Origin of the sequence: Streptomyces sp. enrichment culture, assembly GCF_964273145.1 — a bacterium.
Taxonomy (GTDB): domain Bacteria; phylum Actinomycetota; class Actinomycetes; order Streptomycetales; family Streptomycetaceae; genus Streptomyces.
In genome coordinates this window covers 1,893,384-1,908,368 of record NZ_OZ186873.1, presented here as the reverse complement: position 1 = coordinate 1,908,368, position 14,985 = coordinate 1,893,384, and the positions used below count along the sequence as shown (strand labels likewise).

At 75.7% G+C, this 14,985-nt stretch carries 11 protein-coding genes; 4 read left to right on the top strand and 7 right to left on the bottom strand.

What is annotated here, in order from left to right; translation table 11 throughout:
- Nucleotides 1–5: 5 nt before the first annotated feature.
- The 3 genes from ACSU6Z_RS08685 to ACSU6Z_RS08675 form a co-directional block, all read right to left on the bottom strand.
- Nucleotides 6–575, bottom strand: coding sequence for a hemerythrin domain-containing protein (locus ACSU6Z_RS08685; protein ID WP_437044376.1), 570 nt, complete (start codon nt 573–575; stop codon nt 6–8).
- 1 nt (nt 576) lies between these two features.
- A complete protein-coding gene (locus tag ACSU6Z_RS08680; protein WP_437044375.1) occupies nt 577–1,779 on the bottom strand; it encodes a hypothetical protein in 1,203 nt (400 codons plus the stop codon).
- 132 nt (nt 1,780–1,911) lie between these two features.
- Complete coding sequence (locus tag ACSU6Z_RS08675; RefSeq protein ID WP_437044374.1) at nt 1,912–2,628, bottom strand: ANTAR domain-containing protein; 717 nt, start codon at nt 2,626–2,628, stop codon at nt 1,912–1,914.
- A 271-nt stretch (nt 2,629–2,899) separates the two neighbouring features.
- Between ACSU6Z_RS08675 and ACSU6Z_RS08670 the strand changes: the two genes are divergently transcribed.
- Entirely contained in the window at nt 2,900–3,253 is a 354-nt protein-coding gene (locus ACSU6Z_RS08670) for an STAS domain-containing protein (RefSeq protein WP_437044373.1), read from the top strand.
- Nucleotides 3,250–4,230: an anti-sigma factor RsbA family regulatory protein gene (locus tag ACSU6Z_RS08665; RefSeq protein ID WP_437044372.1), complete on the top strand. Its 981-nt coding sequence runs from the start codon at nt 3,250–3,252 to the stop codon at nt 4,228–4,230. The genes ACSU6Z_RS08670 and ACSU6Z_RS08665 overlap by 4 nt, the downstream gene beginning before the upstream one ends.
- A gap of 167 nt (nt 4,231–4,397) precedes the next feature.
- Here ACSU6Z_RS08665 and ACSU6Z_RS08660 read toward each other — a convergent pair whose 3' ends face one another.
- Entirely contained in the window at nt 4,398–5,435 is a 1,038-nt protein-coding gene (locus ACSU6Z_RS08660) for a rod shape-determining protein (protein ID WP_437044371.1), read from the bottom strand.
- 473 nt (nt 5,436–5,908) lie between these two features.
- Between ACSU6Z_RS08660 and ACSU6Z_RS08655 the strand changes: the two genes are divergently transcribed.
- Entirely contained in the window at nt 5,909–9,568 is a 3,660-nt protein-coding gene (locus ACSU6Z_RS08655; RefSeq protein ID WP_437044370.1) for a S8 family serine peptidase, read from the top strand.
- A 276-nt stretch (nt 9,569–9,844) separates the two neighbouring features.
- Here ACSU6Z_RS08655 and ACSU6Z_RS08650 read toward each other — a convergent pair whose 3' ends face one another.
- Genes ACSU6Z_RS08650 through ACSU6Z_RS08640 form a run of 3 tightly spaced genes read right to left on the bottom strand, consistent with a single transcriptional unit; the run spans nt 9,845 to nt 14,090 of the window.
- Nucleotides 9,845–11,191 (bottom strand): carboxyl transferase domain-containing protein, encoded by a 1,347-nt coding sequence (locus ACSU6Z_RS08650; RefSeq protein WP_437044369.1) that lies wholly within the window; start codon nt 11,189–11,191, stop codon nt 9,845–9,847.
- Nucleotides 11,184–12,659, bottom strand: a complete 1,476-nt coding sequence (locus ACSU6Z_RS08645; protein WP_437044368.1) for an acyl-CoA synthetase — start codon at nt 12,657–12,659, stop codon at nt 11,184–11,186. Before ACSU6Z_RS08645 ends, ACSU6Z_RS08650 begins: the two co-directional genes overlap by 8 nt.
- Before the next feature lie 51 nt (nt 12,660–12,710).
- Entirely contained in the window at nt 12,711–14,090 is a 1,380-nt protein-coding gene (locus ACSU6Z_RS08640; protein ID WP_437044367.1) for an SLC13 family permease, read from the bottom strand.
- A 182-nt stretch (nt 14,091–14,272) separates the two neighbouring features.
- On the opposite strand from ACSU6Z_RS08640, the gene ACSU6Z_RS08635 reads away from it, so the two are divergent.
- Complete coding sequence (locus ACSU6Z_RS08635; RefSeq protein WP_437044365.1) at nt 14,273–14,980, top strand: FadR/GntR family transcriptional regulator; 708 nt, start codon at nt 14,273–14,275, stop codon at nt 14,978–14,980.
- Nucleotides 14,981–14,985: the final 5 nt, after the last annotated feature.

Genomic DNA, 14,985 nt, shown 5'->3' with positions numbered 1-14,985 from the left:
CGTCCTCACCCGTCCTTGCCCATGGCCTTGCGCACCGCGTCCCGGGTGCGGTCCATGACCGCGGCGAACGGACCCAGGGCCACGTTCTTGGCCGCGGACTCGGTGCCGGGGTGCGGGTGGGTCGGGGCCATCGCCTCCGCCGCGCGCAGGGCCGTGGCCATGGACGCCAGGCGGGCCTTGTCGGCGCTGCGGCGGATGTGGTTGAACTCGTAGCGCTCCTCGGCGCGGGCGTGGGACATCACGTCCAGCCGCAGTGCCAGGAGGGCGGGCAGGAACTTCGGGTCGTCGGGGTCCATGCCGTCCAGCCGGGACAGCACCTCCTTCGCCTCCCGCTCCTCCGCCAGCCGTTCCTCGACGATCTTCCCGCCGTCCGGCACGGACGCGCGGGTGAAGGGGTGGATGACCTCCTCCTCCGCCGTCTCGTGCACGGCGAGGAGCTGGACCAGGCGGCGGAAGGCGGCCCGGCGTTCGTCGCCGGTGGTCCTCTCCACCTCGTCGAAGAGGTTGCGGATGTCGCCGTGCTGGCGCATGAGCAGGGCGACGACGTCGGCTTCGCTGGCGGTGATACCGGCCATGTCAGCTCTTCTCCCGGAGGGCGGGGTCGGGGTGCGGGCCGTCGGTCGAGAGGCGGTACTCGCGGCCGAACATCTCCTGGTGCTGGGCCATCACCCGCTCGCTCGGCGGCTCCTCGCCGCCGTGGATCTGCTGCTGCATCCTCTCGAACCGCTCGTGCGCCTCCCGGACGTAGCCGGTGCCCAGGGTCGTCAGGTCGATCTGGGTGTCCAGCAGATCGCGGACGAACTGCTTGTTCTCCTCGAAGGTGAGGACGTTGGGCAGCTCGGGGGCGAGGATCTCCGCCGGCTCGCGGCCGTCGTGGCGGCGCATCAGGTCGCAGGCGATCCGCAGGTGCTCCAGCTCCATGTTGAGGTGGAGTTCCCAGACCGCCTTCACCTTCGGGTCGGACTCCTGCTCCATGAAGGAGTGGTACAGGTAGCACTCGTTGTACTCGTGGTTGACGAGCTGCTCCCACCACGTCTCGCCCGGGTCGACCAGCGACTCGTAGTGCGTGACGTGCTCCTCCTCGATGAGCCCGATCTCCTGGTAGAGCTGGCGGGCGATCGGCTCCATGTACTGGGGGCCGACGTTCATGTAGAAGTTCATGGTCTGCTGCTCGGCCGACATGATGGTCAGCGCGTGCAGCTTGGAGAGCGGATTCGTCCTCGTGCGGTCGTAGGGCTCGCGCACGTTGTCCACCGGGTCGCGGTGGTGGTACTTGGTGGGCCTGCCCGGCATCACCTCGGTCAGGCCGTCGACGATCGACTCCGCCTTGCGGTGCTCGATCATCTCGTAGAGGTTGGCGTACCGGTACAGGTGGTCGAAGTCCTCCAGGACGCCGAACTCGTAGGCCTGCCTCAGGTACGGGTCCGGCTCGTGGCGCGCGACCCAGCCGGTGAGGTCCACCGCCACCTGCTCGTAGGCGATGGTGGTCTCCAGCACGGAGTTGAGGCCGGGCAGCAGCCAGTTGACGACCTTCTGCTGCTGCTGCTCGATGTAGCGGACCTGCGCGAGCCGCCGCTTGACCTCCGGGTCGGGGCAGTGGCGGGCGAACTGGTGGCTGAAGAGGATGGCCTCGACCTCGATGCCGTTCATCGTGATGATGCGGCACTTGGTGTACGGGTCACCGCGGTCGGGGTCGACCGGTTCGACGTCCAGCTCGCGCCAGTTGCGCAGCTGGCGGTCCAGGGGGATGCCTTGGTGTTCGAGGGGGTTGAAGCCCATAGGGAATCTCCTCGGCGGCGGTGTGCCGGTAGGTCCGGTCGGGCCGCCCGACCGGACCGCCGCCGAGTACCCACCGCGTTCGCGTGCAAACGGCGCGTCGCCCAAAGCCCCGGACGGGTGATTTCCGCGGGCTCAACGGCCCAGCCGGGCAAGCGCGGCGCGCAGGGCCGTGCGCACCGCGCCCGGCAGGGGCGGGCCGCCGGTCCCGGCGCTGGAGGTGATCGCCGCGGCGACGGCGCGCAGCTTGGTGTTGGACAGCTGGGACGTCTCGCGCAGGAGGTGCCAGGCCTCGTCGGAGGTGCATCCGTGGGTGGCCATGAGGATGCCGCGCGCCTGGTCGATGACCGGGCGGGAGGCGATGGCGTGGCGGAGCTGCGCCACCTCCTCCTGGAGGTCGTGCAGCCGTTCCGAGCGTTCCAGCGCCACCGCGGAGCGGGCCGGGACCGGAGCCCGGAGGGGGGAGGGGACGGGACCGGGCCGCGGGGCCGGCGGGCGGGGGGCGGTGGAGCGCAGGGGGTCGGCGGTGTCCAGGCCGGCCAGTTCGAGGATGCGGCGCGGCTGGCCGTTCCAGTTCGCCGTCGTCACCGTCACCCCGTGCCGGCGGCCGTGGCCGTGGAGCACCTCCAGGAACTGCAGCCCGGCCGTGTCCATGAAGGTCACGCCGGTCATGTCCAGATCGACCCGTCCGGTGCCGGCCGGCAGCCCGGCCAGGGTCTCGGCCAGGGTGTCCGCGCAGCCGTGGACGAGCTCGCCCCGTGGGGTGAGCAGAGCCCGGCCCTCGTCCACGCGGGCCCCGATCACCAGGGTGGTCAGCCTCCCCGCCAGACACGGTGGTGTCGCCGTTGTCATGTCACCGCCTTGTCGGTCCTCGTCGGTCTTCGTCGGTCTTCGCCGGTCCTCGCCGTTCCCACCGGTCCCCGTCGGACCTCTCCGGCGTCCCTCGGCCCCCGTCGGAGGTGCATCTGCCCTGCGGACGGCGGGGTACACCCGGCGGGGAATGACCGGGCCGCGGATGGGTAAGGGCTCCGGCCCGGACGGACGCGCCCGCCGGGAAGAACCCGGTGTGACCGGCCGCCGAACGGGTAAAGGGGACTGGTCGGGGAGCATGGGAGGAACCGGGGTGGGCACTCGGCACGAGGCGCCGCCCGGGGCCGTCGGAGCGGCGCCGGGACTGACGGTGTTCCCGCTGGCCGGACGCGCGGGCGTGCGGGCGGCAGGCGAAGTGGGCCTGTCGACGCGCGACACATGGGAACGCGCGCTGGAGCAGGCGGTGCGTGAGGGTGAGGACGTGTACTACCTGGAGCTGTCCGGAGTGACGTTCGTCGACGTCGCCGGCGTCGGTGCGCTGGTGGCGGCCGCCCGGCGGCTCCCGGCCGGCGGCCGCCTCGTCCTGCACCGGCCGCCGCCCGCCGTCCAACGGGTGCTGGAGATGTTCTGGCCCGACCAGCCGGCGATCGAGGTGTCGATGTCATGAGTGCCGCGGCCACACCCTCCGGGCCCGCCCCGCTCCACGGCGCCCCGGGACCCGCCGAGCCCTTCGTCCACCCCGTCCTCTTCTACCGGGACGACGAGGAGTACCTCCGGGGCACCGTCCCTTTCCTGCGCGACGGGCTGGCCGCCGGGGAGCCCGTCGCGGTCGCCGTACCCGGCGAGCGGATCGCCCTGATCCGCGACGCGCTGGGTGACTCCGCCGACGGCGTGCGCATGCTGGACATGCGCGAGGCCGGGCGCAACCCCGGCCGGATCATCCCCGGCGTGCTGCGCGCCTTCGCCGACGCCCAGCCAGCCGGCCGGCGGGTGCGGATCGTCGGCGAGCCGATCTGGCCCGGCCGCACGGACACCGAGTACCCGGCCTGCGCCCAGCACGAGGCGCTGATCAACGCCGCCTTCCGGGGCCGTACGGTGACCATCCTCTGCCCGTACGACGCGAGCCGCCTCGACGAGCGCGTCCTCGCCGACGCCCGCGCCACCCACCCCGTCGTCATCCCCCCGGGGCCCGGCCCGCAGCAGGACAGCGACGCGTACGCCCCCGACGAGGTCGTCGCCCGCTACAACCGGCCGCTGCCGCCGCCCCCGGACGGCGCGCTGTCCTTCGCCTTCGTCGCCGACTCCCTCTCCCGGGCCCGTCACGTGGCCACCGGAGAGGGCGCCAGGCTGGGCCTCGTCGGCGTCCGGCTGGATGATCTGGCCCTCGTCACGGCCGAACTGGTGACCAACAGCGTGGTGCACGGCGGCGGCGGGGGCCTGCTGCGGGTGTGGCCCGAGAACGGGTACGTGGTGTGCGAGGTGCGCGACGGGGGCCGCCTCGCCGACCCGCTGGCCGGGCGCCGCCCGGCACCCCGCGACCAGCGCGGCGGACGCGGCCTGCTGCTGGTCAACCTCGTCTCGGACCTCGTCCGCATGTACACCGGCCCGGACGGCACGACCGTGCGGTGCTGGTTCGCGCGGTGAGGGGGCGGGCGGCCGGCCGGTTCGACGGCGCCGTCCACGGGACGCCGCAGGGGCGCGCGCGGATCGGGGCCGGTACCGGCGCCGAGGACGGTTTCGGGCGGGCGCGCGAGGCGGGAGCGGAGGACACCGCTCATGCCGGGCGGCCGTGCCGTCCGGTCACCGCGCGCTCAGTCCGCCGGTGATTCCGGCTCCGGTTGCTCGATCCTGCCCTCCAGCATGGTGCCCAGGCCCTGGACGGCGCAGATGTCGGGGCGCTCCGCGATGTGCACCGACATGCCGGTCGCCTGACGCAGCATCTGGTCGAAGCCGGGGAGCAGGGCGCTGCCGCCGACCATCGTGATCCCCCGGTCGGCGAGGTCGGCGACCAGGTCGGGCGGGCAGTCCCGCAGCACCTTGCTGATGCCGTCGAGCACGGCCGTCAGCGGCGTCTGGATGGCGTTGCGGACGGAGGCGGTGTCGATCTGCACGCTGCGTGCGAGGCCGGTCGCCACGTCCCGGCCGTGGATCTCGGTGGAGGACGGTCCGTTGGGGGCGGTCCCGTTGCCGAACAGGGCCAGTTGCAGCGGCCGTACCGACTGGCTCGGCAGCATCAGCTCGTGCACGTGGCGCAGGTGCTGCACGGTCGCGTGGTCCACGGCCTCGCCACCGACGGGGATGCGCTCGGCGGCCACGATGGAGCCGAGGGAGAGCACGGCCACCTGGGTGGCGTGCGCCCCGCACACCATGATCATGGTGGCCTCGGGCTGCTCCACGGGCAGTCCGCAGCCCACGGCCGCGGCGATGAGGGTGTCCACCAGTTCCACCCGGCGGGCGCCGAGCCCGACGAGGGTCTCGATCGCGGCGCGCCGGGCCAGCGGGTCGGCGTCGTGGGGGGTGCAGACGGCGGCGCGCAACCGGGGCTTGCGGCGCAGGGAGCGGCGCACCTTGTCACCGAGCAGGTGGCGCAGCATGCGCTGGGCCAGTTCGATGTCGACGACCGTGCCGCCGGAGACGGGCCGGACGATCCGGATGTAGTCGGGGGTGCGGCCCGTCATCTTCTCCGCGAGCTCGCCGACCGCGATCAGCGCCCCGGTGCGGGTGTTGACCGCGGCGGCCGACGGCTGGTCGACGACGAGGCCGGCGCCCTTCACGTACACCCGTGTCCTCGCCGCTCCCAGGTCGACGGCGAAGTGGCAGCGGCGCAGCTGCTCCAGACTGGCGGTCATGGCGGATCCTCCCGAGAGCGCAGACCGTGGGGCCGCCCGGTGGGCGGTCTCCCTGGCATCGTGCGGGGACGAGGGGGAGGGCGCCTTCTGGAAGGGGCCGGGCGGGGCGCGGCCGAACGGGGGGTGTCCGGGTCCGGGGCGGGGTGCGCGAGGAGCCGTCCGGGACGTTCGGCGGGGCCGGCCGGGCGGGCGTGCCGGCGCGTGGCGGGGCGGGCCGCCGCTCGTCGGCGGCATACCCCGCGGGGCGGGGCGAGCCGTGGCGGGCGGTGCGCGCCGCACGGGCGTGGGGGCGTCCCCTCGCGTCCCCTCGCGTCCGCCCGGTGACCGGGCGGACGGCGTGCCCGGTACGCCACCGGCCGTCCGCCGGCGCCCTGGCGGGAACCCGCCAGGGCACCAACCCGCCAGGTTCCGTCAACTCCCGCGCAATACAAGCCCCCTGAGACTCTTCGCACACACGGCGAAGAGAGGTGCGGATGAGCAGAGGACCAGTCGGGCGCGGAGCGGCCCTCCTGTCGGCCGGGCTGCTGGCCGCCCTGCTGCCGGTGACCCCGGCGACGGCGCGGGAGGCACCCACCGGCACGAGCGGCACCACCGGCACCACCGGCACCACCGGCACCACCGGCACGGGCGGCGCCCCGGCCGCCGCGCGCACCGTCACCCTGGTCACCGGTGACCGGGTCACCGTCACCGACCTCGGCGGCGGGAAGAAGACGGTCACGGTCGAGCGGCCCGAGGGGGCCACCGGAGCCGTCCGCACCCGGACGGCCGGCGGCGACATCAGCGTCGTACCGGACGAGGCGCTGCCCCACCTGCGGGCCGGGACCCTGGACGAGCGGCTCTTCGACGTCGGCGCGCTGCTGGAGCAGGGGCTCGCCGACTCCCGTACCGGCGAGCTGCCGCTGATCGTGACCTACGGCAAGGGGGCGCGGGCGCTCACCTTGCGCGGGGCCGAGCGGACGAGGGCGCTGCCCAGCGTGCGCGGGGCCGCCGTGCGGGCGGACAAGGGGCGGGAGCTCTGGCGGGCGTTCACCCGGCAGGACGGCGTCGACGGGGTGTGGCTGGACGGGCGGGTCACCGCCAGGATGGCCGAGAGCCACGCCCGGATCGGGACGGAGCGGGCGTGGGAGGCCGGGCTGACCGGCAAGGGCGTCACCGTCGCCGTGCTGGACACCGGCGTCGACGCGGACCACCCCGACCTGGCCGGGCGCGTGGCGACGAGCAGGAGTTTCGTCGAGGGCGAGGAGGTGGCCGACCGCAACGGCCACGGCACCCACGTCGCCTCCACGGTCGGCGGCAGCGGAGCCGCGTCCGGCGGCACGGAGCGGGGGGTCGCGCCCGGCGCCGCGCTCGCCGTCGGCAAGGTCCTCGACGACCAGGGCTCGGGCAGCGAGTCGCAGGTCATCGCCGGCATGGAGTGGGCCGCGCGGGAGGCCGGCGCCGACATCGTCTCCATGAGCCTCGGCTCGACCGGGGCCGGCGACGGCACCGATCCGATGGCGCGGGCCGTGAACGCGCTCTCCCGCGAGACGGGCGCGCTGTTCGTCGCCGCCGCCGGGAACACCGGCGCCCCCTCCTCCATCGGCTCGCCCGGCGCCGCCGACGCCGCCCTGACCGTCGGCGCGGTCGACTTCGCCGACCGGGCCGCCCCCTTCACCAGCGCCGGGCCCCGCCTCGGTGACAACGCCCTCAAGCCCGACCTGTCCGCACCCGGCGTCGGCATCCTCGCCGCACGCTCCCGCCTCGCCCCCGGCAGCGGCGACTACGTCGCCATGAGCGGTACGTCGATGGCGGCACCGCACGTCGCCGGGGTGGCCGCCCTGCTCGCCGAGAAGCACCCCGACTGGAGCGGCGCGCGGTTGAAGGACGCGCTGATGTCGACGGCGAAGCCGCTGGACGCCTCCGTCTACACCCTGGGCGCCGGCCGGGTCGACGTGCCCGGCGCGATCGGCGCGGACGTCACCGCCACCGGCAGCGCCGACCTCGGCTTCCTCACCTGGCCGTACGAGGCGCACGAGCCGGTCGCCCGCACCGTCGCCTACACCAACCACTCCGACCGGGACGTGGAGCTGAGCCTGGCGGTGCGGGGCCTTTCCGACGGGGTCGCCACGCTCGCCGACACCACGCTCACCGTGCCCGCGCACGGCACCGCCTCGACGACGGTGACCGGCGACGGCGCCAGGGCCCCGGTGGGGGAGAGCAGCGGGCACATCGTCGCCTCCGCGGACGGCACGCCCGTCGCGCGCACCGCCGTCGGGCTGGTGAAGGAGGAGGAGCGCCACACGCTCACCGTCCACGTCAAGGACCGCGGCGGCGCCCCCGCCCCCGCCGCCCTGACCGTGCAGAGGCTCGCCGGGGGCGCCGACCCCGCCCGGGCGTACGCCGGCGACTCCGGCACGCTGAGGCTGCGGCTGGCGCCGGGCACGTACGGCGTGACCTCCTTCCTCGACGTGCGCGGCGGCCACGGCCCCGACTCGCTCGGCCTCGGTTTCCTCGCCGCACCCGAGGTCGTCCTGGACCGGGACCGGGAGGTGACCCTCGACGGGCGCCGGCTGCGCGAGGTCGGGGCCGAGGTGGACCGCCGCGCCGAGCCCCGGCAGCTGCTGATGGAGTACGCGCGGAGGGCGGACGGCGCCGACCTGACCGAAGCCGTGCAGGTGCCCCCGGCGTACGACAGCGTCTTCGCCGCGCCGACGCCGGAGGTCACCCGGGGCCACTTCGAGTACCGCACCGTGTGGCGGCTCGCCAAGCCGCTGCTGGAGGTCAGGGGCGTCCGGGAGGCCGTCGTCCAGCCGGGCGGGACCCTGATCGAGGGCCGCACCCGGCTGCCGCTGGCCGACGTCGGCGACGGCCCGATGGCCGGGGTGCGCGGCAAGGCGGTGCTGGCCCGGCTCACCGGGGGGACCGCCCCCGCCGACCTGGCCCGGGCCGCGCAGGAGGCGGGCGCGGCGGCGCTGTTCGTCACCGACGACCGGCCCGGCCGGCTGACCGCCTGGTGGGGCACGGACGACAACGCCGACCGCCCGCTGCAGATCGCCACCGTCGACGCCGCCGACGCGGCCCGGCTGCGGCGGGCCGGCCGCGCCGACATGACCGGCACCCCCGACACGCCGTACGTGTACGACCTGTCCGAAGGGCACCCGGGCGCGGTGCCCGACCGGGACCTGACGTACCGTCCGGGCGAGCGCGACCTGGCCGTGCTGCACACCGGGTACCACGCGGCGGAACCGGTGGGCGGCGACGAGTTCCGCTACTCGGTCACCGACGCCTTCCCCGTCGGCATCGGCTTCCGGGAGCGCGTCGGTCTGCCGGCCGAGCGCACCGAGTACGTCTCCGCCGGGCCCGGCCAGCTGTGGCACGAGTCGGTCGCGGCCGCCGACGGGGCGCTGGAGCAGCGCGGCGGGCTGGTCCGCCACCGGGGCGGGACCGAGCGGGAGCTGAACTGGTTCCGCCCCGTGTGGCACCCGTGGCTGGGCACCGCACTGGGCTGGGGACAGCAGCGGATGGGCGGCCGGCTGCGGTTCAACACGCCGGGCTGGGGCGACTCCGGCCCCGACCACACCGGCTTCGGCGACGTCTACAGCGCCGACAGCGGCCTGTCCCAGACCACGGCCGTCCACCTGGACGGCGCACCGGTCGACCGGCGTACGGGTCTGGCGGCGTACGTGGAGGACGCGCCCGCCGGCGAGCACACCTACACGGTCGTCACCGACACCGCCCTCGACGCCGGGCGCTGGGGGCGGGCGGCCGGGGGGCACGCCGAGTGGACGTTCCGGTCGGCGGCCACGCCGGAGGACCGCTGGACCCTCCTGCCCCTGATCAACCTCGCCTTCGACGTCGACACCGACCTCGCGGGCCGGGTGCCGGGCGGGCGGAGGGTGCCGGTCGGGCTCGGCGCGCAGTACGTGCGCGGCGCCCCGGACACCGGGAGGCTGGGCGGCGGGAGGCTGGAGGTGTCGTACGACGGCGGCACCACCTGGCGGCGGGTGGCGCTGACCGGCGGCGAGGGGGCCTCCTGGCGCGGCACGCTGGCCGTGCCGCGCGACGCGGACTCCATCTCGCTGCGGGCCTCGGCGCGCGACGACCGGGGCGGCTCGGTGGCACAGGAGCTCATCGGGGCCGCGGGCGTGCGCTGACCACCGCGCCGGGCCGCACGCCGCGCACGCGGACGGCGCCGCCCCCGGGACGGGGAGGCGGCGCCGCCGTGTGCGCGCAAGCGGGACGCCGGACCGGCCGGCCGACGGAGGCGAGGAGCCCGGAGCGGACGGCGACGGGGGATGCGCGAACGCGCCGCTTCCCGCGGTGCCGCACCCGAAGGCGGGACCCGCGCGCCGGCCGCGGTCCGGGGCCCGCCGCCCGCGCACCGCGGGTCTCCCGCCCCCCCGCGCGTCCCACGGGCGACGGTCACCCGTTCAAGGGGACGGGCGATCGCAGGTCCGGATCACCCCCAGGTCCGCCAGGTCCCGCGGCGTCAGCCGCAGCCGGTCCGCGGTCGCCGCCGCCTCCTGCGGCGGGCGCTTGAGGATCGCCGCCGCGAGCTCGGGCGCGATGACGGAGAAGTAGCTGTCGGGCGTGGCCCAGGTGTTGCCGGGCGCCGCGAGCGCCAGCGCGCCGCCCGACCCGCCCTCGCCGATCACCAGTGTGGTGACCGGCGTCCGGGCGGACGCCACCGCGGCGAACAGGTCCGCGATCGCCGGGCCCACCCCCGCCCGCTCCGCCGCCGCGTCGTTGGCCGCGCCCGGGGTGTCCACCAGGGTCAGCACCGGGATGCCGAGCCGGTCCGCGAGCCGGATCAGCCGGGCGGCGGTGCGGTATCCGGCGGGCCGGGTCGCCGTCCCGGTCTGGGCGGCGTAGGCGACCGTCCGCCCGCCGTGCGTGCCGAAACCGCACAGCATCCCCTCCGGGTCGGCACCCCCGCACCGGTCGCCGCGGACCGCGACCCGTTCGGTGAAGTAGGCGTCCAGGTAGGCGCGGGCCCGCGGGCGTTCGGGAGCGCGGGCCCGCCGCACGGCCTCCCAGCCGCCGGCGGGCGGGGCGGTGGCGCCGAGCGGTGCGGGCACGGGCGCCGGGGCACTCGACGGCGTCGTCAGCAGTCGCAGCCACCGCGCCAGCGTGCCCCGCAGCTCCTCCGGCCGTACGACGGCGTCCGCCGACCCCGCCGCCACCTGCGCCTCGGCCGTGTACGCCGCCGGGTCGGCGTCCGCCGGCCGGACCCGGGACCCGGCGAAACCGACCTGGGCGCCGGGCAGCGCCAGCACCACGTCGGCGCCCGCGCCCAGGGTGGCCCAGCCCCCGCCGGTCGCCGGGTCCCGCACCACCGCGATCTGCGGCAGCCCGGCCTCCCGGGTGAGCGCCGACTGCCGCGCCACCCGCTGCAGCTGGGTCAGGGCGAGCATGCCCTCCTGCATCCGGCTCCCGCCGGTGGCGACCAGCGGCACGACCGGCAGCCGGTGCGCGCGGGCGTGGCCGTACGCCGCCTGGAGCCGGTCGCCGGTGCGCTGCCCCAGCGAGCCGCCGAGGAACCCGAACTCGAACGCCATCAGCACCGCCCGGGTGCCACCGGGGCCGCCGACGGTCCCGGTGCCGCAGACCACCGACTCCCGCTCGCCGGTGCGGGCGGCGGCACGGACCCGCGCGGCGCCGTACCCCGGCCAGTCCAGCGGCCCGTCGGGCCCGTCCTCCCGTTCCTCGCAGGGCAGTTCGGCGAAGTCGTCGGCGACCAGGGCGACGGCCTCCCGCGCGGACAGCCGCTCAGCCACGGCCCCGGCCCCCTTCCCGGCCCCGCTCCTGTCCCAGCGCCCGCTTCATGATCTTCCCCATGTCGTTGCGCGGCAGGGCGTCGAGACGGCGGACGACCCGGGGCCGCTTGTGCGGCGCGAGCCGCCGGGCGACGTGGTCCGCCAGTTCCTCCGGCCCCGGCGGGTCCTGCGGATCGGCGGGCACCACCCACGCCACGATCCGCTCCCCGAGGTCGGCGTCCGGCTCCCCGGTGACGGCGGCCTCCCGCACCCCGGGATGTTCGAGCAGCGCGTTCTCGATCTCCCCGGCCCCGATCTTGTACCCGCCGCTCTTGATCAGGTCGGTGGCCTTGCGGCCGACGATGCGGACGTAGCCGTCGGGGTCGCGCACCGCCATGTCGCCGGTGCGGAAGAAGCCGTCGGCGGTGAAGGCGGCGGCGGTGGCGTCCGGGCGGTTGAGGTACCCGGTGAAGAGGTTGGCGCCGCGCACCTGGATCTCGCCGACGGTCTCCCCGTCGTACGCGGTGATCTCCGACCCGTCCTCCTCCACCAGCCGCAGCTCGACGCCCGGCAGCGGCACCCCGACCGTCCCCGCCCGTGCCTCGCCGTCGGCGCGCACGCTGGTGTTCATCAGCGTCTCCGTCATGCCGTACCGCTCGATCACCCGCCGCCCGGTCGCGGCGGCGATCCGCTCGTGGTCGTGCACGGGCAGCGCGGCGGAACCGGAGACCAGCAGCCGGGCCCCGGCGAGGGCCTTCACCAGGTCCGGTTCGCCCGGCAGGGCCTCGGCGATGCGGTGGTACATCGTCGGCACGCCGAAGAGCATGGTGGCGCCGGTGTTCAGCTCCCGCGCCACGCCCCCGGTGGTGAACCGCCCGAGGTGCCGCACCGAGCCGCCGCGCCGCAGCGGCCCGAGGACGCCCAGCACCAGGCCGTGCACGTGGAACAGCGGCAGCCCGTGCACCAGGACGTCGTCCCCGGTCCACCGCCAGGCGTCGGCGAGCGCGTCCAGCGTCGCGGCGACGGCCCGGCGGGGGATGACCGCGCCCTTGGGCGGGCCGGTGGTGCCGGAGGTGTAGACGACCAGCGCGGGGTCGCCGTCCCCGGCCCGGTCCTCGGGGACGTCTCCGGCGGCGCGCACGTCGACGTCGAGGCGGGCCAGTTCCGAGACGGGGGAGGGGAGTTCGGCGCCCGGCGCGGCCAGCACCAGCGCCGGCGCGCTGTCGGACAGGATGTGCGCCAGCTCCTTCTCCCCGGACTTGGGGTTGAGCGGCACCGCGGGCACCCCGGCCAGCAGCGCCGCCACGACCGCGACGGCCGTCTCCATCGTCGGCGTCGCCCAGACGGCCACCCGGCCGCCGCCGCGGATCGCCCCGGCCGCGGCACCCGCCGCGGCGGCCAGTTCCGCGTACGTCAGGGAGCGCTCGCCGAACCGCAGGGCGCTCCGGCCGGCCGCAGTGCCGGTCAGGGCCGGAAAGAGAGAGGACACGTGTCGTACTCCTTGGTCGTCGTCTGTGGGAGGGGACGGCGGGACGGGGGCCTAACCGAGGCCGGGCACGACCAGCACCAGCCAGGCCAGCGCCGGTACGACCGCCACCACGATCCCCCCGTACACCATCAACTGGCGCAGGAAACGCTCGCGGTCGACGTCCGGTGCCGCCGCCAGCACCAGCGCCCCGTTGGTCGAGAACGGGCTGACGTCCACCACCGTCGCCGACACCGCGAGCGCCGCCACCATGCCTGCGGCCCCGATCTCGCCCCGCGCGAGGAACGGCACGGCCAGCGGGATCAGCGCGCCCATGATCCCCACGGAGGAGGCGAACGCCGACACGAGCGCGCCGATGTAGCACAGCAGCACCGCCGCCAGCAGCGGGACGCCGATGCCGCCCACGCCCTCGCCGGCCCAGGTGATGGTGCCCATCTCCTGGAGGACACCGACGTAGGTGAGGACACCGCAGATCAGCAGGACCGTGGACCAGGCGATCTCGCCGACCGCCCGGCGGCTGTCGTCCGGCCAGGCGGTGCTCAGCACGACGGCGAGGGTGACGGCGGTCAGGCCCGCGTCCAGATCGAAGCCGAGGACGGCGACGACGAGGACGGCCAGGGCGGCGAGGGTGGCGATCCGCGCCGGGGTGAGCCGGGCGGGCGCGGTGCCGCCGGCGTCGCCGGGGCCGGGGCGCACGGCCACGGCGGTGGGGGCGGGAGCGGGGCGGGGGGCGTCGCCGGTGCCGTCGCCGTACGGGCCGGTGCCGCCCCCGGCGCTTCCCGGCGCGCCCTTGGCCCCGGCGTCCCCGTCCCTCTCCACCGCCCTGCGCGCCCACGGCTTCCGCCTCCCGAACAGGACGAACACCACCCCCGCGATGACGAGGTTGGCGGCCAGCGAGGCGAGGAACAGCCCGATCTCACTGCCCGGCAGCTTCTCCCGCTCGACGATGCCGTTGACGATCGAGCCGTAGATGCTGATCGGCGAAAAGCCGCCGGCCTGCGCGCCGTGCACCACCATCGTGCCCATCAGCAGGGGGCTGATCCCGTACCGGCCGGCGAAGCTCAGCGCGACCGGCGCGACGATCGCCACCGCGGCCGGGCTGACCGCGCCGATCGCGGTGAGCGCCCCGGCGAGGGCGAACATCACCCACGGGATCAGCGCCACCCGCCCCCGCACCAGCCGGACCGCGGCGTGCACCAGCCAGTCGGTGGTCCCGTTGGCCCGCGCGATCGCGAACAGGTGGGTGACGCCGACCAGGACGACGAACAGATCGCCGGGGAAGCCGGCGAAGATGCCGTCCGCGTCGAGGCCCGCGACGAGCGTGCCGACCCCGAAGGCGGCGGCGAAGGCGAGGGCGCCCATGTTGACGGACCGGGTGGTGGCGATGACGAACACCACGGCGAGGGCGAGGATCGAGACGAGTTCGGGGGACATGCGGGCTCCCGACGACGGACCGAAGTGGCCAAGTGGCTGAGCCAATCGGACGGGCGGTTGGCTGGGCCAGCGTGGGCTCACCGCCCGGCGCCGTCAAGGGGTCGCGCGGAAAATGGCTCAGCCTCTCGGCCACCGCGCGCCCGGTGTTACGCTCCCCGGCGACAGGACGGAGAGGGGAAGCCGTGTCCGACGCCCTGCGTCCCATGGCCAGGCAGCGCCTGTACGAACAGGTGCTGGAGAGGCTGCGCCAGTACGTCGCCGAGGGCGGCCTGCGCGCCGGCGACCGGCTCCCGGCCGAACGGGACCTGGCCCAGCGCCTCGGCGTGAGCCGGGCCTCGGTGAAGCAGGCCATCGTGGTCCTGGAGGTCCAGGGCCTGGTGGAGACACGGCACGGCGGCGGCACGTACCTCGTCCGTGACGGCCTCGACGCCGAACCCGTCGAGAAGATGGTGGAACGCCGCCGGCGCCTCCCGGACGTCCTGGAGGCCCGCGAGGCACTGGAGACGAAACTCGCCGAACTGGCCGCCGAGCGCCGCACCGACGACGACCTGGCCGCGATGGGCTCCGCGCTGGCCCTGATGGCCGAGGAGATCGAGCGGGGCGGTCACGGCGTCGAGGGAGACCGCCTCTTCCACGCGGCGGTGACGGCGGCGGCGCACAGCGGCCTGCTCGCGGAGTTCATGCGCTCCATCTCCCACCAGATCGCCGAGAGCCGCACCGAGTCCCTCCGCCAGCCCGGCCGCCCCGCCCGCTCCCTCGCCCAGCACCGGGCCATCCTGGACGCCGTCACCGCCCGCGACCCCCGCCGAGCGGCCACCGCCATGCGCCGCCACGTCCGCACGGTCGCCAAGGTCCGCCTGCTGGACTGGGACCCGGAGGAGGACCGCTAGGGCCT